General features: G+C 62.6%; 11 protein-coding genes, 2 tRNA genes and 2 rRNA genes. 1 reads left to right on the top strand and 14 read right to left on the bottom strand.

The annotated features are described in order from the left end of the window. Positions 1 to 9: 9 nt before the first annotated feature. The 8 genes from mraY to coq7 form a co-directional block, all read right to left on the bottom strand. On the bottom strand, positions 10 to 1,179 hold the full coding sequence (gene mraY / locus FFI87_RS02640) for a phospho-N-acetylmuramoyl-pentapeptide-transferase (protein ID WP_006752439.1): 1,170 nt from the start codon (positions 1,177 to 1,179) through the stop codon (positions 10 to 12). A 16-nt stretch (positions 1,180 to 1,195) separates the two neighbouring features. Continuing rightward, positions 1,196 to 2,602, bottom strand: coding sequence for a UDP-N-acetylmuramoyl-tripeptide--D-alanyl-D-alanine ligase (murF, locus tag FFI87_RS02635; RefSeq protein ID WP_138848288.1), 1,407 nt, complete (start codon positions 2,600 to 2,602; stop codon positions 1,196 to 1,198). Then, positions 2,599 to 4,137 carry a UDP-N-acetylmuramoyl-L-alanyl-D-glutamate--2,6-diaminopimelate ligase gene (locus FFI87_RS02630; RefSeq protein WP_138848289.1) on the bottom strand — a complete coding sequence of 513 codons (1,539 nt, stop codon included), beginning with the start codon at positions 4,135 to 4,137 and terminating at the stop codon, positions 2,599 to 2,601. Before FFI87_RS02630 ends, murF begins: the two co-directional genes overlap by 4 nt. Then, positions 4,134 to 5,981: a peptidoglycan D,D-transpeptidase FtsI family protein gene (locus tag FFI87_RS02625; RefSeq protein WP_012363023.1), complete on the bottom strand. Its 1,848-nt coding sequence runs from the start codon at positions 5,979 to 5,981 to the stop codon at positions 4,134 to 4,136. Before FFI87_RS02625 ends, FFI87_RS02630 begins: the two co-directional genes overlap by 4 nt. Next, positions 5,978 to 6,319 (bottom strand): cell division protein FtsL, encoded by a 342-nt coding sequence (ftsL, locus tag FFI87_RS02620; protein ID WP_006756811.1) that lies wholly within the window; start codon positions 6,317 to 6,319, stop codon positions 5,978 to 5,980. Before ftsL ends, FFI87_RS02625 begins: the two co-directional genes overlap by 4 nt. Further along, on the bottom strand, positions 6,316 to 7,257 hold the full coding sequence (gene rsmH / locus FFI87_RS02615; protein ID WP_006752434.1) for a 16S rRNA (cytosine(1402)-N(4))-methyltransferase RsmH: 942 nt from the start codon (positions 7,255 to 7,257) through the stop codon (positions 6,316 to 6,318). The genes ftsL and rsmH overlap by 4 nt, the downstream gene beginning before the upstream one ends. 23 nt (positions 7,258 to 7,280) lie before the next feature. Beyond that, on the bottom strand, positions 7,281 to 7,709 hold the full coding sequence (gene mraZ, locus FFI87_RS02610; protein ID WP_006400450.1) for a division/cell wall cluster transcriptional repressor MraZ: 429 nt from the start codon (positions 7,707 to 7,709) through the stop codon (positions 7,281 to 7,283). 388 nt (positions 7,710 to 8,097) lie between these two features. Further along, positions 8,098 to 8,724, bottom strand: coding sequence for a 2-polyprenyl-3-methyl-6-methoxy-1,4-benzoquinone monooxygenase (gene coq7 / locus FFI87_RS02605; RefSeq protein WP_012363022.1), 627 nt, complete (start codon positions 8,722 to 8,724; stop codon positions 8,098 to 8,100). Positions 8,725 to 9,001: 277 nt separating this feature from the next. Here coq7 and FFI87_RS02600 point away from each other — a divergent pair, with 277 nt between their 5' ends. Continuing rightward, complete coding sequence (locus FFI87_RS02600) at positions 9,002 to 10,159, top strand: porin (protein ID WP_012363021.1); 1,158 nt, start codon at positions 9,002 to 9,004, stop codon at positions 10,157 to 10,159. Between the two features lie 338 nt (positions 10,160 to 10,497). On the opposite strand, the gene FFI87_RS02595 is transcribed toward FFI87_RS02600, so the two are convergent. The 6 genes from FFI87_RS02595 to FFI87_RS02565 form a co-directional block, all read right to left on the bottom strand. Continuing rightward, positions 10,498 to 12,171 (bottom strand): long-chain fatty acid--CoA ligase, encoded by a 1,674-nt coding sequence (locus FFI87_RS02595; RefSeq protein ID WP_138848290.1) that lies wholly within the window; start codon positions 12,169 to 12,171, stop codon positions 10,498 to 10,500. A gap of 136 nt (positions 12,172 to 12,307) precedes the next feature. Next, on the bottom strand, positions 12,308 to 14,383 hold the full coding sequence (locus tag FFI87_RS02590) for a molybdopterin-dependent oxidoreductase (protein ID WP_138848291.1): 2,076 nt from the start codon (positions 14,381 to 14,383) through the stop codon (positions 12,308 to 12,310). A gap of 331 nt (positions 14,384 to 14,714) precedes the next feature. Continuing rightward, positions 14,715 to 14,827, bottom strand: a 5S ribosomal RNA gene (gene rrf / locus FFI87_RS02585). Between the two features lie 153 nt (positions 14,828 to 14,980). Continuing rightward, positions 14,981 to 17,862 (bottom strand): 23S ribosomal RNA (locus FFI87_RS02580). A gap of 296 nt (positions 17,863 to 18,158) precedes the next feature. Next, a tRNA-Ala gene (locus tag FFI87_RS02570) sits at positions 18,159 to 18,234 on the bottom strand. A gap of 42 nt (positions 18,235 to 18,276) precedes the next feature. Beyond that, positions 18,277 to 18,353 (bottom strand) — tRNA-Ile (locus tag FFI87_RS02565). Positions 18,354 to 18,401 lie beyond the last annotated feature (48 nt).

The following is an 18,401-nucleotide window of genomic DNA, read 5'->3' as shown; positions in this document are numbered from 1 at the left end:
ACCTTTCCTTTACCGCAACTTGAGGGTGGACAGACCGAACAGGCACAGCATCAGCGTGATGATCCAGAAACGCACCACCACCTGCGTTTCCTTCCAGCCGGACAATTCGAAATGGTGATGCAGCGGCGCCATCTTCAGCAGGCGGCGCCCTTCGCCGTAACGCTTCTTCGTGTACTTGAACCACGACACCTGCAGCATCACCGACAAGGTTTCCGCGACGAAGATGCCGCCCATGATGAACAGCACGATTTCCTGGCGCACGATCACCGCGACCGTGCCGAGCGCGCCGCCGAGCGCCAGCGCGCCGACGTCGCCCATGAACACCTGCGCGGGGTGCGTGTTGTACCAGAGGAACGCGAGCCCTGCCCCACCCATCGCCGAACAGAAGATCAGCAGTTCGCCCGCGCCCGGAATGTGCGGGAACAACAGGTATTTCGAATAGACCGAGCTGCCCATCACGTACGCGAAAACGCCGAGCGAACCACCGACCAGCACGACCGGCATGATCACGAGGCCGTCGAGGCCGTCGGTGAGGTTCACCGCGTTGCTCGCGCCGACGATCACGAAGTAGGTCAGCACGATGAAGCCCCACACGCCCAGCGGATAGCTGATCGACTTCAGGAACGGCAGCATCAGGTCGGCACGCGCGGGAAGCCCCATCGACAGGCCGCTGCGCACCCACGCCATGAACAGGTCGAACACGCGCACGTTGTTCGCCTCGGACACGCTGAAGGCCAGGTAGACCGCCGCGAACAGCCCGATCACCGACTGCCAGAAGTACTTTTCGCGCGACGACATCCCGCGCGGGTCCTTGTAGACGACCTTGCGATAGTCATCGACCCAGCCGATCACGCCGAAACCGAACGTGACGAGCATCACGATCCAGATGAAACGGTTGGTCAGGTCGCCCCACAACAGCGTCGCGACCGCGATGCCGATCAGGATCAGCACGCCGCCCATCGTCGGCGTGCCCGACTTCACGAGGTGGCTCTGCGGGCCGTCCTTGCGCACGGCCTGCCCGACCTTCATTTGCGTCAGCTTGCGGATCACCCACGGTCCGCACACGAGCCCGATCCCCAGCGCGGTGATGGTAGCCATCACCGCACGGAACGTCAGGTACGTGAACAAGCGCAAAAAGCTTGCGTCGCCCTGCAGCCATTGCGCCAGCGCCAGCAGCATGCTTCCTTCCTTCTACTCAGTGTGTGGCGGGCACCGTGCCCGCCGCGGGTTGGTTCGTCAGCGCGTCGACCACGCGCTCCATCTTCATGTACCGCGAGCCCTTCACGAGCACCGTGGCCTGCGCGCCGTAGCCTGCGGCGAGCAGCGCCGTCACCAGCGCGCCGACGTCGACGAAATGGCGGGCCGTGTCGCCGTACGCCGTGCACGCATCGCGCGACGCGTCGCCGAGCGCGAACAGCGCATCGATGCCGCGCTCGCGCGCATACGCGCCGATCTCGCGGTGGAATGCCGGGCCTTCGTCGCCGACCTCGCCCATGTCGCCGATCACCAGCACGCGCGGCGCCGGTTGCGCGGCCAGCACGTCGATCGCCGCGCGCATCGAGTCGGGGTTCGCGTTGTAGGTATCATCGACGACCGTCGCGCCCGCGAGGCTGCCGACGTCCGCCTGCCGGACCTGCAGACGCCCCTTGACCGGCTCGAACGATTCGAGGCCCTGCTTGATCGCGGCCAGCTCGATGCCGGCCGCGAGTGCCGCCGCCGCTGCCGCCAATGCGTTGCGTGCGTTGTGCTCGCCGAGCGCGCGCAGCCGCACTGTCATCGGGCCCGCCGGCGTGTCGATCGCAAGCTCGCCGCCGTGCAGACGGCCCGTGACCTGCGCTTCGACCTGCCGTTCGGCATCGTGCAGCGCGAAATCGAGGATCGGGTTGCCGGTCGCCGCGACGCGCCAGATGCTCGCGTACGCATCGTCGGCCGGGAACACCGCGACGCCGTCCGGCGTCAGCGCGTGGATCACGGCCGCGTGCTCGAGCGCAACGGCTTCGACCGTCGCCATGAATTCCTGGTGCTCGCGCTGCGCATTGTTGACGAGCGCGACGGTCGGTGCCGCGAGGCGCGCGAGGATTTCCGTCTCGCCCGGGTGGTTCATCCCGAGTTCGATCACCGCGACGCGATGCGCGCCGGACAGGCGCAACAGCGTCAGCGGCACGCCGATGTCGTTGTTCAGGTTGCCGGCCGTCGCCAATCGCGCGTCGGCGCCGACTGCCGCCGCGAAGATCGACGCGATCATTTCCTTGACGGTCGTCTTGCCGTTGCTGCCCGTCACCGCGACGAGCGGCACCGCGAAGCGCTTGCGCCAGCCGTGCGCGAGCGCGCCGAGCGCGGCACGCGTTTCACCGCCCTCGACGACCGGCATCGCGAGACCCGCCGGCACGTGCGCGACGAGCGCCGCGGCTGCGCCACGCGCGGCCACGTCGCCCAGGAAGTCGTGCGCGTCGAAGCGGTCGCCCTTCAGCGCGACGAACAGGTCGCCCGGGCCGACCGTGCGGCTGTCCGTCGACACGCGCTCGAACGTCGTGTCCGGATCGCCGTGGACGGTGGCGCCGGGAATCAGGCGGGCGGCTTCGCCGAGACTGAGCATCGTCATTCGGCACCTCCCTTGACGTGCGTCGCGCGTGCCGCGAGCGCGAGCCGTGCGTGATCCTGATCGGAGAACGCGCGCTTCTTGCCCATGATTTCCTGCGTCGCCTCGTGCCCCTTGCCGGCCAGCACGACGACGTCCTCGCGCGCGGCGCCGCGTACGGCCTGCAGGATAGCGCTTGCGCGATCCTCGATGCGGCGCGCGTGATCGGGCGCCGTCATGCCCGCGATGACCTGGTCGATGATGCGCTGCGGATCTTCGCTGCGCGGGTTGTCGCTCGTGACGACGACTTCATCGGCGAGCCGCTCGGCGATCGCGCCCATCAGCGGGCGCTTCGTCGCATCGCGATCGCCGCCGCAGCCGAACATGCACACGAGCCGGCCGCCGCGCGCGGCCGCGATCGGGCGCAACGCGTCGAGCGTCTTCTCGAGCGCATCGGGCGTATGCGCATAGTCGATCACGACGAGCGGCTCGTCGTTCTGCAGCCGGCCGCCCAGGCGCTGCATGCGGCCATTGACGGACTCGAGCCGTGCGATCTCCGCGACCGCCGCGTCGAACGGCACGTCGGCCGCGAGCAGCGAGCCGAGCACCGCGAGCAGATTGCTGACGTTGAACGCGCCGAGCGTGCCGACCTCGACGTCCGCGTCGCCCCACGACGAACGCAGGTGGAATGCCGTGCCCGTGGCGGTGGCGCGCACGTCGAGCGCGACGAGTTCGCGATCGGCGTCGGGCGTCTGCGCGTCGCCGATCCCGTATGCGATCGTGCGCACGCGGCCGGCCAGCTTCTCGAGCAGGCGGCACCCGGCTGCGTCGTCGCGATTGACGATCGCCGCGCGAAGGCCGCGCCACGCGAACAGCTTCGCCTTCGCGGCTTCGTACGCGTCGAACGTGCCGTGATAGTCGAGGTGATCCTGGGTGAGGTTCGTGAACACGGCGATGTCGAATGCCGTGCCGTTCACGCGGCCCTGATGCAGCGCGTGCGACGACACTTCCATCGCGACGGCCTTCGCGCCCGCATCGTGCAACTGCGCGAGGCTGCGCTGCAGCTGCGGCGCGTCCGGCGTCGTGAAGCCGGTCGGCACCAGATGCCCGTGCATGCCGCTGCCGAGCGTGCCGATCACCGCGCACGGCTGGTGCAGCGCCGTCAGCGCGGCGGCGATCCATTGCGTGCACGACGTCTTGCCGTTCGTGCCGGTCACGCCGATTGCGAGCATGCTGTCGCTCGGGTCGCCGTACCAGCCGCTGGCGATGTCGCCGGCCAGTTGGTCGAGCGCCGGCACCGCGAGTGCGACGGGCACGGCCGGCGCGGCCGCGAGGCCTTCCGGCTGATACAGCACCGCGTCCGCGCCACGCGCGACGGCATCGGCAATGAAGGCGCGATTGTCTGCCCCGTCGACCGCATAGCCAAGAAACACGTCTCCGGCCTGCAGGCTGCGCGTGTCGGCATGCAGTTGCGCCGCGGGGGCCACATGCTGGCGCAGCCACGCAAGCGCGGCTGCGATCTGCTGATGCGCCGGATGGGAACTGCGAGCGGCGCTCATCGAACAACTCCTGGTGAATTTCGTGTCGTGCTGGATACGATCATATGCTTCGCACCGCTGCCCGCGGCGAGCTTTTGCGGCCCCGGCTTCGCGGGCGCGCCCGGCGCGTCGTCGGACACGACCAGCTGCTTGATCGGCATGTTCGGCGGCACGTTCAGCGCGCGCATCGTATCGCCGGCGATCGCCGAGAATACGGGGCCGGACACCTGGCCGCCGAAGTGGCTGCCGGCGGTCGGTTCGTCGACCGACACCGCAACGACGATGCGCGGATTCGGCATCGGCGCCATCCCGACGAACGACGCGCGGTACTTGCGCGTGTAGCCGTGGCCTTCATGCTTGTACGCGGTACCGCTCTTGCCGCCGACACGATAGCCGGGCACGGCAGCGTCCGGCGACGTACCGCCCGGTGCGACCACGGTCTCGAGCATCGTGCGCACTTCACGCGCGGTGGTCGGCGTGAATACCTGCGTGCCGGTGATCTGTTGATTGGGGTCGGTCTTGAAAATGGTGACCGGCATCATCTCGCCGTCGTGCGCGATCGCCGTGTAAGCGCGCGCCAGCTGGAACAGCGACACCGACAGGCCGTAGCCGTACGACATCGTCGCCTGCTCGATGCGGCGCCAGCTCTTCCACGGACGCAGGCGGCCGGCCGCGGCGCCCGGGAAGCCGACCTTCGGCGCCTGGCCGAGGCCGATACTCGTATACATATTCCACATTTCCTCGGGCCGCATCGTCATCGCGATCTTCGTCGCGCCGATGTTGCTCGACTTCTGGATCACGCCGCCGACCGTCAGCGTGCCGAAGCCCGCATCATCCGTGATCGGCGCGCCGTCGAGCACGAAGTGGCCGTTGCCCGTCTCGACGAGCGTGTTCGGCGTCACGCGATGCAGGTCGAGCGCGAGCGACACCGTGAACGGCTTCATGATCGAGCCCGGCTCGAACACGTCGGTGAGGATCCGGTTGCGCAGCTGCTCGCCCGTCAGGCGCGTACGGTCGTTCGGGTTGTAGGTCGGATAGTTGACCAGCGCGAGCACCTCTCCGGTGCGCACGTCGACGACCATCGCCGCGCCGGCCTTCGCCTTGAACTTCTCGACGGCGGCCTTCAGGTTCGCATAGGCGATGTACTGGATCTTGCTGTCGATCGACAGGCCGACGTCCGTCCCGTTGTGCGGGGGAACCTGTTCGGCGACGTCCTCGACGATGTGCCCGAGCCGGTCCTTGATCACGCGGCGCACGCCGGACGTGCCGGACAGCAGCTTCTGGTCGCCGAGCTCGACGCCTTCCTGACCTTCGTCCTCGACGTTCGTGAAGCCGATCAGGTGCGCGGTGATCTCGCCTTCCGGATAAAAGCGCTTGTACTCGTTGCGCTGATAGATACCGGGGATATCGAGCGCGGCGACCTTGTCCGCGACGTCGATCGGCACCTGGCGCTTCACGTAGACGAAACCCTTGTCTTCCGACAGCTTCACGCGCAACTCCTTCGGCGTCATGCCGAGGAGCTTGCCGAGCTGGTTGATCTTGTCGGCGCCGAGATCGTCCGGCACGGCGTCCGGAATCGCCCAGATCGCGCGCACGGGCAGACTCGTCGCGAGCACGAGCCCGTTACGGTCGAGGATCTTGCCGCGCGTGGCGGGCAGCTCGAGCGTGCGCTGATAGCGGCTTTCGCCCTGCTTCTGATAGAACGCGTTGCCGGGCCCCTGGATCCAGAACGCCCGCGCGGCGAGCGCGACGAACGCCATGAACAGCATGAACACGACGAGTTTCGAGCGCCACATCGGCAGGTGCACGCCGAGCACCGGGCTCGACGAGAATTTCACGTCCTGGCGCTTTTGCGACGGCTTCATCGCGCGCCTCCGTGGCCCTTCGCGACCGCGTCGGCCGACGCGGGAATCGGCGCATCGATCGCCTTCACGGCGCCCGGCGGCAGCGTCAGGTATTGGGTGCGGCCCGTCGTGATCGGCTGCATCTTCAGCGAATCGTTCGCGAGTTGCTCGATGCGCGACGTCTTCGACAGCGCGCTCTGCTGATATTGAAGCTGCGCATAGTCCTGCTGGAGCTGACGCTCCTGCGACTGCGCGCGCTGCAGCTGGATGAAGATCTGGCGCTGCTGGTTCGTCGAGTTGACGACCGACAGCGCGCAACCCATCACGATAATCAGCAGGAAGATATTGAAGCGGCTCATGGCGTGACGCGCTCCGCGATGCGCATCACGGCCGACCGGGCGCGCGGATTCGCGACGACTTCCGCTTCGCTCGGGAATTGACGGCTGATTATCTTGAGCGGCGGGCTCGGGAGGTCGACGGCACGGATCGGCAGGCGACGATCGACCGCGGGCGCACTCGCGTGCGCCTGCATGAATCGCTTGACGATCCGGTCCTCGAGTGAATGAAAGCTGATGACCACCAGCCGCCCCCCTTGCTCCAGCAACGACAATGCCGCGTCTAGTACGACTTGCAGGTCCGCAAGCTCTTGATTGACGTGAATCCGTATAGCCTGAAAGGTGCGGGTTGCCGGATCCTTGCCCTTCTCACGGGTTTTGACGACGTGACCCACGATTTGGGCAAGCTCGCCCGTGGTGTCGAGAGGCCCAAGACGGTCGGACTCTGCCCGGCGAGCAACAAGCGCCTTTGCAATCTGAAAAGCAAACCGTTCTTCCCCATAATCCCGTATCACCTCCGTCAATTCCTGCACCGAAGCCCGCGCGAGCCACTCGGCCGCCGACTCCCCACGCGTCGGATCCATTCGCATGTCCAGCGGGCCATCGGCGCGAAAGCTGAAACCGCGCGCCGGATCGTCCACCTGCGGCGAGGACACGCCCAGGTCCAGCAACACACCCGACACCTTCTCGATACCGCGCGCCGCAAGCGCGTCGCGCATCGATGCAAAGCTGTCATGCACGATCGAGAAGCGCGCATCCTCGATGCGCTGCGCCGTCTCGATCGCCCTCGGATCCTTGTCGAACGCGATCAGCCGGCCGGCCTCCGCCAGCCGCGCGAGTACCGCGCGGCTGTGACCGCCGCGCCCGAACGTGCCGTCGACATAAATGCCGTCCGGCCGCGTCACGAGCGACTCGACTGCTTCGTCCAACAGCACGGTCCGATGCTGCAATTCATTTCCCATCGCGGGCGTCTCCGTCACCGCAATCAGAACGTAAAGTTCTTGAGCGCATCGGGCATGCCCTGCGCCATCGCTGCCTGCTCCTTCGCGATGTAGGTCTGCGAATCCCACAGCTCGAAGTGACTACCCATTCCCAACAACATGACTTCCTTTTCCAGTCCGGCTGCCATCCGCAGCTCGGGCGATACGAGAATCCGGCCCGCGCTGTCGAGATCGACATCCATCGCATTGCCGAGAAAAATCCGCCGCCACCAATGGGCGTCCATCGGCAGCGCGGCGATCTTCGCGCGGAATACTTCCCATTCGGGGCGCGGAAACAGCAACAGGCAGCCGTCCGGGTGCTTGGTCACAGTCACCCGTCCTTCTGCCTGTCCTTGCAGCGCTTCGCGATAGCGAGCCGGCACCGACATCCGCCCTTTCGCATCGAGCGTCAGCGCCGACGCCCCTTGGAACACTTTCCGCTCTCCCGTTCAGGGCACCGAAGCACCCGCCCAACGCTCAAGAATTTAGCCCGAACAGCCCGCCAAATCACACAAAAATACACTTTCTCACACTGTCTCCCACTTTAGAGGAAGGGTTTGGCACGGTCAAGGGAGCGGCCCGGTTTTTTGACGAATTTTGTTAGTTAGAACAAGGACTTACGCGCACATGCTCATGCCACCCCTCATACCAAAAACCGTTATAAATGAATGGGCTAGGGAAGCTTGTGAAGGTGATACGTGAGAAAGGCGGGCCAGACTGGCGTGCGGACGGGACTTTCGGGGGCGGGAAAACGCGGAAAAAACGGGCGGTATCGGGTTCGGCGGACCGGCGCGGCGTCGTGCGTCGCGCCGGCCCCGGACGTCAGAGATAGTACGCAGTGCGCGTCATGACTTTCGACGCGGCGCGCATCAGCATCCGCGCGGGCAGCGGCAGTTCGATGCCGCCGGCGTCGGTCGCGGCCTTGCCGTGCTTCACCTCGTCGACCCGCATCTGCTCGACGATCGCGCGCGACGCCGTGTCGGTGGCCGGCAACTCGGAAAGGTGCCCGTCGAGGTGGCTCTCGACCTGACGCTCCGTCTCCGCCATGAAGCCGAGGCTGACCTTGTCGCCCAGCGTGCCGGCCGCGACGCCGATCGCGAGCGCGCCCGCGTACCACAGCGGGTTGAGCAGGCTCGGACGCGAATCGAGTTCCTTCAGCCGATGCGCGGTCCACGCGAGGTGATCCTCCTCCTCGCGGGCGGCTTCCTCGAACATCGCCTTCGACGACGCCGAGCGCGCGGTCAGCTTCTGCGCCTGATAAAGCGCTTGCGCACAGACCTCGCCGACGTGGTTCACGCGCATCAGCCCGGCGGCATGCGCGCGCTCCGCGGGCGTCAGTTCGCCGACGGTCGGCTCCGTCGGCACGGGCACCGGGCGGCTCATCCGGCTAATGCCGGTCAGCGAGCGCAAGCCGCGATCGAATTCGCTGATCAGTTCATCCAACACCATCCTGTTCTCCTGGCTGCGTGTGCCGCCGCGGGCGGCAAAGGCACGTGCTCCGCTGCGTAACCGACTTGATTATTCAGCGGAAATTGCGGTTAACCCGTGATTTTAACCATTGTTGCATAAAGGAAACATGGCGACCTTGAGCGACGGCATTTCGCTTTGTCCGAAAAATCGGTTTTGCTACATTACGTGCGACTTCTTGCGAAGTTGGTGGGGCCCGTCAACAGAACATAACTATCCGCCCCGCCAAAAAAATTCAGTGATTCTTGGAGATCCGTTAATGAAAAAGTCGCTTCTCGCGCTCGTCGCGCTGGGCGCGTTCGCTGGCGCAGCTCATGCGCAAAGCAGCGTGACGCTTTACGGCATCATCGATGAAGGCTTCATCTTCAACAACAATGCGAAGGGCGGCCATCTGTACGGTCTGTCGAGCGGCGTGATGCAAGGCAGCCGCTTCGGCCTGCGCGGCACCGAAGATCTGGGCGGTGGCCTCAAGGCGATCTTCGTGCTCGAGAACGGTTTTGACGTCAACTCCGGCAGGCTCGGCCAGGGCGGCCTGATGTTTGGTCGCCAAGCTTACGTCGGCCTGTCGAGCCAGTTCGGTACGGTCACGCTGGGTCGTCAGTACGACTCCGTCGTCGACTTCGTCGGCCCGCTCGAGGCAGGCGACCAGTGGGGCGGCTACATCGCTGCTCACCCGGGCGACCTCGACAACTTCAACAACGCGTACCGTGTGAACAACGCGGTCAAGTACACGAGCCCGACCTACGGCGGCTTCTCGTTCGGCGGCATGTACAGCTTCGGCGGTCAGGCCGGCCAGTTCTCGCGGAACCAGGTCTGGTCGCTCGGCGCCGGTTACAACAACGGCCCGCTGGTGTTGGGTGTCGGCTACTTGAACGCACGCACGCCGGCGAACTTCGGCGGCATGTTCAACACCGGCGCGTCGGCTGCCACGACGGCCGTGTCGTCGCCGGTGTACGGTGCGTACGCGAACAGCGCGAACACGTACCAGGTCATCGGTGCGGGCGGCGCGTATACGTTCGGCGCGGCGACGATCGGCGCGACGTACTCGAACACGAAGTTCAAGGGCTTCTCGGTGGGTCCGTTCGTGAACCAGACCGCGACGTTCAACAACGGCGAAATCAACTTCAAGTATCAGCTGACCCCGGCGCTGATCGTCGGCGCCGCGTACGACTACACGCAAGGCAGCAAGATCGACGGCAACTCGGCAGCCAAGTACCACCAGGGCTCGCTGGGTGTCGACTACTTCCTGTCGAAGCGCACGGACGTCTACGTGATCGGCGTGTACCAGCATGCATCGGGCAACGCGCTCGACGCAGCAGGCAACGTCGTTCAAGCACATGCTTCAATCAACGGTCTCGACCCGTCGACGACCAGCAACCAGGTCGCAGCCCGCGTCGGCATCCGTCACAAGTTCTAATCAGCTTGCCTGACAAGCCGCAGCATATTGAAGGCGCCTTCGGGCGCCTTTTTCTTTGTGGTGCCGGGAGCGAAGTGGCAAGCGGGACGGTCGCAGCACATCGCGCCGACTGCAACGTATCGTTCGCGAGGCGCCATCGACGCGCACGCCTTAGCCGATTGCTCGCGGAATGCACCGAGCGCCATCCGACGCGGTTGAGGCGTTCCATCGGCTGCGACTCATCCGGCCGAACGCGCGCGCCGTTCCAGCGATAGCCGAATCGGTGCGCCGCAACCCCGATGCCGGCATCACAAACAAAAAAGCCCGGCACAGGCCGGGCTCGTTGTTCGACTTCGGTGTTACGCGCGTCCGTCGCGCAATTCGCGCCGCAGGATCTTGCCGACGTTCGTCTTCGGCAGCTCCGTGCGGAATTCGACGAGTTTCGGCCGCTTGTAGCCGGTGAGCCGCTCCTTGCAGTACGCGAGGATATCCTTGTCGGTCAGCGCCGGATCCTTCTTCACGACGAACAGCTTCACGGCTTCGCCCGAGTGCTCGTCCGGCACGCCGACCGCCGCCACCTCGAACACGCCCGGGTGGGACGCCACCACGTCCTCGACCTCGTTCGGATACACGTTGAAGCCGGATACCAGGATCATGTCCTTCTTCCGGTCGACGATCTTCACGTAACCGCGCGCGTCCATCACGCCGACGTCGCCGGTCTTGAAGAAGCCGTCCGGGAACATGACCTTCGCGGTTTCATCCGGACGGTTCCAGTAGCCGGCCATGACCTGCGGTCCGCGGATGCAGATCTCGCCAGGCTCGCCGAGCGCGACGTCGGCGCCGGCATCGTCGCGGATGGCAACCTCGGTCGACGGCAGCGGCAAGCCGATCGTCCCGCTGTACTCGGTCGCCGTCACGGGATTGCAGGTGGCAACCGGCGACGTTTCGGACAGGCCATACCCTTCGACGATTGCCGTATGGGTCTTCTCATACCAGCGCTTCGCGACGCTTTCCTGGATCGCCATGCCGCCGCCGTTGGCGATCGCGAGCTTCGACAGGTCGAGCTGATTGAATTCGGGATGGTTCAGCAGCGCGTTGTACAGCGTGTTGACGGCCGGGATCGTCGAGATCTGGTAACCCTTCAGCTCCTTGATCATGCCGCCGATGTCGCGCGGGTTCGGAATCAGGATCCCCATGCCGCCCGTGCGCATCGTCAGGAATCCGCAGACCGTCAGCGCAAACACGTGATAGAGCGGCAGCGCGACGACCGTCACGAACTGCTTCACGTCGGGGTACTTCTCGTGCGCGGGATGGTGCCAAGCGCCGGCCTGCAGCACGTTCGACACGATGTTCCGGTGCAGCAGCGTCGCGCCCTTCGCGACACCCGTCGTGCCGCCCGTGTACTGGAGGAACGCGACGTCGTCGGGGCCGAGCTTCTGCGGCTTGAAGGTCTGGCGCGCGCCTTCCGACAGCGCGGCCTTGAAGCGCGTAAACGACGGAAGCTGCCAGGCCGGCACCATCTTCTTCACGCTGCGCACGACGTAATTGACCAGCCAGCCCTTGATGCCCAGCAGGTCGCCCATCGACGCGACCACGACATGCTTGACCGCGGTATTGGCGATGACGGCCTGCAACGTCGACGCGAAGTTCTCGAGGATGACGATCGCCTCCGCCCCGCTGTCCTTCAGCTGATGTTCGAGCTCGCGCGGCGTATAGAGCGGGTTGACGTTGACGACGGTGTAGCCCGCGCGCAGCACCGCGACGATCGCCACCGGATACTGCAGCACGTTCGGCATCATCAGGGCGACGCGCGCGCCGCGCGCCAGACCGCGCGACTGCAGCCACGCGCCGAACTGCCGCGACAGTGCATCGAGCTCGCCGTAGGTGATGCTTTTGCCCATGCAGACGAACGCCTTGCGGTCGCGATACTGCCTGAAGCTTTCGTCGAGGAGATCCGGAATGGAGGGGTATGGGGACGCGTCAATTTCGGCTGGAACGCCGGGTGGGTACGATTTCAGCCAAATTTTTTCCATACTGCGCGTCTCCTCACAGATTTTCGAATGGTCGTGCTAAAACGCATCGTAGCGGCTCGCCGGTTCCGAGACAACAGGGTTAGATGCCCAGTTCCAACTTTCGAACGATTTCGTCTGATCATATCCCGAAGTTCGGTCAAATCCGCTCAACTTCGACGAGACAATCGTAGAACGTCGCCGAGTTGCCGAGATCGGTGAGCGCCTGGCTTGTCACTTCGTTTGCGTTGCGCCCATCCGCCGAGAGCTTCTTCCACCAGATCGACAGACCGACGACGAGCCCTTGTCGCGCGCGATCGGTCACTCGCGCAACTGCCTGCATCGAGCCGCGGTCGTTGAAGATGCGTACGACATCGCCGTCGTGGATGCCGCGCGCATCGGCGTCGGCCGGATGCAAGTCGAGGTGCGGCTGGCCTTCCGTGCTGCGCAGGCTGTCCACGTTGACGAACGTGCTGTTCAGGAAGTGCCGCGCCGGCGGCGAAATCATCGCGAGCGGATAGCGGGCGGCGAGTTCGGGCGCGGCCTCCGCCGATTCGAACGGCGGCAGGTAATCGGGCACCGGATCCATGCCCATCTGTTCGAGTCGCGCGCTATGGAACTCGCATTTGCCTGACGGCGTACGGAAGCCGCCATTCGCGAAAGGCGCCTCCGCCAGCTTGAGCTTCAGCCAGCCGGCACGCTTCAACGTATCCCAATTGCTGTCGAGCGCCGGGTCGTCCCAACGGAGCGCAGCCTGTGCGACCTCTTCATCGCTGTGGAAAAGCGCGGGCTCGTCGAGCCCCATGCTGCGGGCAATGCCCCGAAAGATTTCGGTGTTTGGCCGCGCGTCGCCGACCGGCGGAATCGCCGGCAGATTCGCCATCACATAGGTGTGGCCGTACGACTTGTGGACGTCGAGATGCTCGAGCTGCGTCGTGGCCGGCAATACAATGTCGGCGAAATCGGCCGTATCGGTCTTGAAGTGCTCGAGAACGACCGTGAACAGATCTTCGCGCGCGAACCCCGCCGCTACTTTCGACGAATCGGGCGCGACCGCGACCGGATTGGAATTGTAGACAACCACCGCTTCGACCTTCGGCCCGAAAGCCGCGTCGCCCGGATTCAGCAACGCGTCGCCGATCGTGTTCATGTTGATGATGCGCGGCAGCTTGTGCGGCCAGCCGGGCATCAGATCGGGGCGCAGCAGTGCCGCGTGATTGACCGGCGCCGATTCCGACGACGACAGCAGCAGGCCGCCTGCCCGGTCGCGCCACGCGCCCGTCAGCGCAGGCAGGCTCGCGACCACGCGCACGGCATTGCCGCCGCCGCGGACGCGCTGCATCCCGTAATTGAGCCGGATCGCTGCCTTGCGGGTTGCGCCGTAACGACGTGCGAGTTCGATCAGGTCCGACGCTTCGATGCCGCAGATCCGTGCGACACGTTCCGGCGGATAGGACAGGGCTCGCGCCTTGAGCGCATCGAAGCCGAGCGTATAACGCGCGATGTAGTCGTGATCGAGCAGATCTTCGGTAATCAGCACATGCATCATCCCGAGCGCGAACGCACCATCGGTGCCCGGTTTCAGAGCGATGTGCTGGTGACATTTCTCCGCCGTCAGCGAGCGGTACGGATCAATCGCGACCAGACGAGCACCGCGACGCTTGGCTTCCTGCGCGCGGGTCCAGAAATGCAGGCTCGATGCGATGGGATTGGCGCCCCAGATCAGGATCAGCTCGCTTTCCTCGAAATGCTCGAGATGCATGCCGACGTTTCCGCCGTACGTATAGCGCAGCCCGGCCGCGCCGGCCGCGGAGCAAATTGCCCGCTCGAGCCGCGACGCGCCGATTTTGTGGAAGAACCGCTGCGCAATGCCTTCGCCCTGCACAAGCCCCATCGTTCCCGCATAGCTGTACGGCAGGATCGCCTCCGGCGCGCGCGCGGCGATTTCACCGAGGCGGCGACCAATCTCGTCGAACGCTTCGCTCCAGCTGATCGGCGCGAAACGCCCTTCTCTCTTCGCGCCGACGCGCCTGAGCGGAACGGTGAGACGGTCCGGATGATGAACGCGGTCCGCATATCGGCTGACTTTCGTACACAACACGCCTTGCGTGGGCGGATGGTCGGGATCGCCGGTGACCTTGATCGCCCGGCCGTTTTCGACGGTCACGCGCATCGCGCACGTGTCCGGACAATCGTGTGGGCATACGGCCCGAGCTATTTGAGTGGCTGCGTTCATCGTTCCGGATGCAACTCGGTGGGGAGGATTCGCAAATTTTACGTGGGTGGGCCGAATAAGACGTCAATTCGCACGAATTTCCCGTCTATTTTGGAGAAAAGCAGAAGCGGAGGATGGGGAATATCGACGGTTGAGCGGCTTCGAACGGCCGGTGCGGCGGCGGTACGGGTGTAGATGCAACCCTGGTGGTGGCTTCGCTGCGCCGATACGGGTCGCAGGTTTGATCCGGGATAGAAACGAATAGGCTGGAGAACCGATCGGGATCCATCGCTTTTTCGCCACGCCAATGCAAAAACCCCCGCCTTTCGGGCGGGGGTTTCTGGCTTAGGGAGCCTGACGATTACCTACTTTCACACGGGAATCCGCACTATCATCGGCGTAGAGTCGTTTCACGGTCCTGTTCGGGATGGGAAGGGGTGGGACCGACTCGCTATGGTCATCAGGCAAAGAGGGTTGTCGCGCTGCTTCGCAACGCGACCAATCTGGGAAGAAGCAGTAATTTTGAGTTGTGTGTATCACACACGAGAATCCAACTTGTCGCTTGGGATCGCGGCCAGTGCTTGCGCACGGCGCCGATCTACAAGGCAGACTTGTTATAGGATCAAGCCTTACGGGCAATTAGTATCAGTTAGCTGAACGCATTACTGCGCTTACACACCTGACCTATCAACGTCCTGGTCTCGAACGACCCTTCAAGGGGATCTAGTCCCCAGGGATATCTCATCTTAAGGCGAGTTTCCCGCTTAGATGCTTTCAGCGGTTATCTCTTCCGAACATAGCTACCCGGCGATGCCACTGGCGTGACAACCGGTACACCAGAGGTTCGTCCACTCCGGTCCTCTCGTACTAGGAGCAGCCCCCTTCAAATATCCAACGCCCACGGCAGATAGGGACCAAACTGTCTCACGACGTTTTAAACCCAGCTCACGTACCTCTTTAAATGGCGAACAGCCATACCCTTGGGACCGGCTACAGCCCCAGGATGAGATGAGCCGACATCGAGGTGCCAAACACCGCCGTCGATATGAACTCTTGGGCGGTATCAGCCTGTTATCCCCAGAGTACCTTTTATCCGTTGAGCGATGGCCCTTCCATACAGAACCACCGGATCACTATGACCTGCTTTCGCACCTGCTCGACTTGTCGGTCTCGCAGTTAAGCACGCTTATGCCATTGCACTATCAGCACGATTTCCGACCGTACCTAGCGTACCTTCGTACTCCTCCGTTACGCTTTGGGAGGAGACCGCCCCAGTCAAACTGCCTACCATGCACTGTCCCCGACCCGGATCACGGGCCAAGGTTAGAACCTCAAACAAACCAGGGTGGTATTTCAAGGACGGCTCCACCGAAACTAGCGTTCCGGTTTCATAGCCTCCCACCTATCCTACACAGATCGGTTCAAAGTCCAATGCAAAGCTACAGTAAAGGTTCATGGGGTCTTTCCGTCTAGCCGCGGGTAGATTGCATCATCACAAACACTTCAACTTCGCTGAGTCTCGGGAGGAGACAGTGTGGCCATCGTTACGCCATTCGTGCAGGTCGGAACTTACCCGACAAGGAATTTCGCTACCTTAGGACCGTTATAGTTACGGCCGCCGTTTACCGGGACTTCAATCAAGAGCTTGCACCCCATCATTTAATCTTCCGGCACCGGGCAGGCGTCACACCCTATACGTCCACTTTCGTGTTTGCAGAGTGCTGTGTTTTTATTAAACAGTCGCAGCCACCAGTTTATTGCAACCCCTTCACCCTCTGCGCGCAGGCGCATCAAGCTACAAGGGCGTACCTTATCCCGAAGTTACGGTACCAATTTGCCGAGTTCCTTCTCCCGAGTTCTCTCAAGCGCCTTAGAATACTCATCTCGCCCACCTGTGTCGGTTTGCGGTACGGTCATCGTTAGACTGAAGCTTAGAGGCTTTTCTTGGAACCACTTCCAATTGCTTCGCTCCCGAGGGAGCTCGCGCCACACCCTTGAATTGCGCACCCGGATTTGCCTAAGTGCCTTCTCCAATGCAGCGACCGGGACTTCCAACACCCGGACAACCTTCCGCGATCCGTCCCCCCATCGCATCTAACAATGGTGCAGGAATATTGACCTGCTTCCCATCAGCTACGCATTTCTGCCTCGCCTTAGGGGCCGACTCACCCTACGCCGATGAACGTTGCGTAGGAAACCTTGGGCTTACGGCGAGGGGGCCTTTCACCCCCTTTATCGCTACTCATGTCAGCATTCGCACTTCCGATACCTCCAGCACGCTTTTCAACGCACCTTCGCAGGCTTACGGAACGCTCTCCTACCATGCGTGCAAAGCACGCATCCGCAGCTTCGGTATATAGCTTAGCCCCGTTACATCTTCCGCGCAGGACGACTCGATCAGTGAGCTATTACGCTTTCTTTAAAGGGTGGCTGCTTCTAAGCCAACCTCCTGACTGTTTTAGCCTTCCCACTTCGTTTCCCACTTAGCTATATTTGGGGACCTTAGCTGGCGGTCTGGGTTGTTTCCCTCTTGACACCGGACGTTAGCACCCGATGTCTGTCTCCCGTGATTGCACTCTTCGGTATTCGGAGTTTGCTATGGCGGGGTAATCTGCAATAGACCCCCCAACCATGACAGTGCTCTACCCCCGAAGGTGAGACACGAGGCACTACCTAAATAGTTTTCGGAGAGAACCAGCTATTTCCAAGTTTGTTTAGCCTTTCACCCCTATCCACAGCTCATCCCCTAACTTTTCAACGTTAGTGGGTTCGGACCTCCAGTACGTGTTACCGCACCTTCATCCTGGCCATGGATAGATCACTTGGTTTCGGGTCTACGCCCAGCAACTGAACGCCCTATTCGGACTCGCTTTCGCTACGCCTGCCCTATACGGTTAAGCTTGCTACTGAACGTAAGTCGCTGACCCATTATACAAAAGGTACGCCGTCACCCCTTACGAGGCTCCGACTGTTTGTATGCATGCGGTTTCAGGATCTATTTCACTCCCCTCCCGGGGTTCTTTTCGCCTTTCCCTCACGGTACTGGTTCACTATCGGTCGATCACGAGTATTTAGCCTTGGAGGATGGTCCCCCCATCTTCAGACAGGATTTCACGTGTCCCGCCCTACTTGTCGTACACCTAGTTCTTTCATACTGTTTTCGCCTACAGGGCTATCACCTGCTATGGCCGCACTTTCCAGAGCGTTCGGCTAACAATACAAATAAAGAGTACAAGGCTCATCCCATTTCGCTCGCCACTACTTTGGGAATCTCGGTTGATTTCTTTTCCTGCGGTTACTTAGATGTTTCAGTTCACCGCGTTCGCTTCGCATGGCCTATGTATTCAGCCATGGATACTCCAAAAGGAGTGGGTTTCCCCATTCGGACATCTACGGATCAAAGCTCGTTTGCCAGCTCCCCGTAGCTTTTCGCAGGCTACCGCGTCCTTCATCGCCTGTGATCGCCAAGGCATCCACCACATGCACTTGTTCGCTTGACCCTATAACGAGTCTGTCTCATCTTTCGACGCGACAGTCGCTACAGGTTGAGTTCTCGCGTTGTGCCGTATTCCAATTGAGTCAAACATAGAGTTCGAATCATCTTGAGATACATCGATACAATCACAACCCGGATAACTTTCACGTCCATCTCAAGACGCTTCCGCTATCCAAATTACTTACTTCTTCCAGATTGTTAAAGAACGACAGCCGATACTTTCGTACCGCTCTGACTGGCTCAATCGCCAATGCAAAATTCTCGGTTCAGTGTCTGAACCAAGCCCTTAGCGTTGGTGATTGGTGGAGGCAGACGGGATCGAACCGACGACCCCCTGCTTGCAAAGCAGGTGCTCTCCCAGCTGAGCTATGCCCCCATGAGTACAGATTTCCTCAGGTACCTACCGCAGACAAGACAATGGTGGGTCTGGTTGGATTCGAACCAACGACCCCCGCCTTATCAAGACGGTGCTCTAACCGACTGAGCTACAGACCCCTGAGTCTGTCTTTAATTTACAGCCGATAAGCGTGAGCGCTCAACTTT

Source organism: Burkholderia sp. KBS0801, from assembly GCF_005937855.2.
Lineage (GTDB): Bacteria > Pseudomonadota > Gammaproteobacteria > Burkholderiales > Burkholderiaceae > Burkholderia > Burkholderia ambifaria.
Note: the sequence above shows the minus strand (reverse complement) of the source record. Positions and strands in the feature narration are given on the sequence as shown.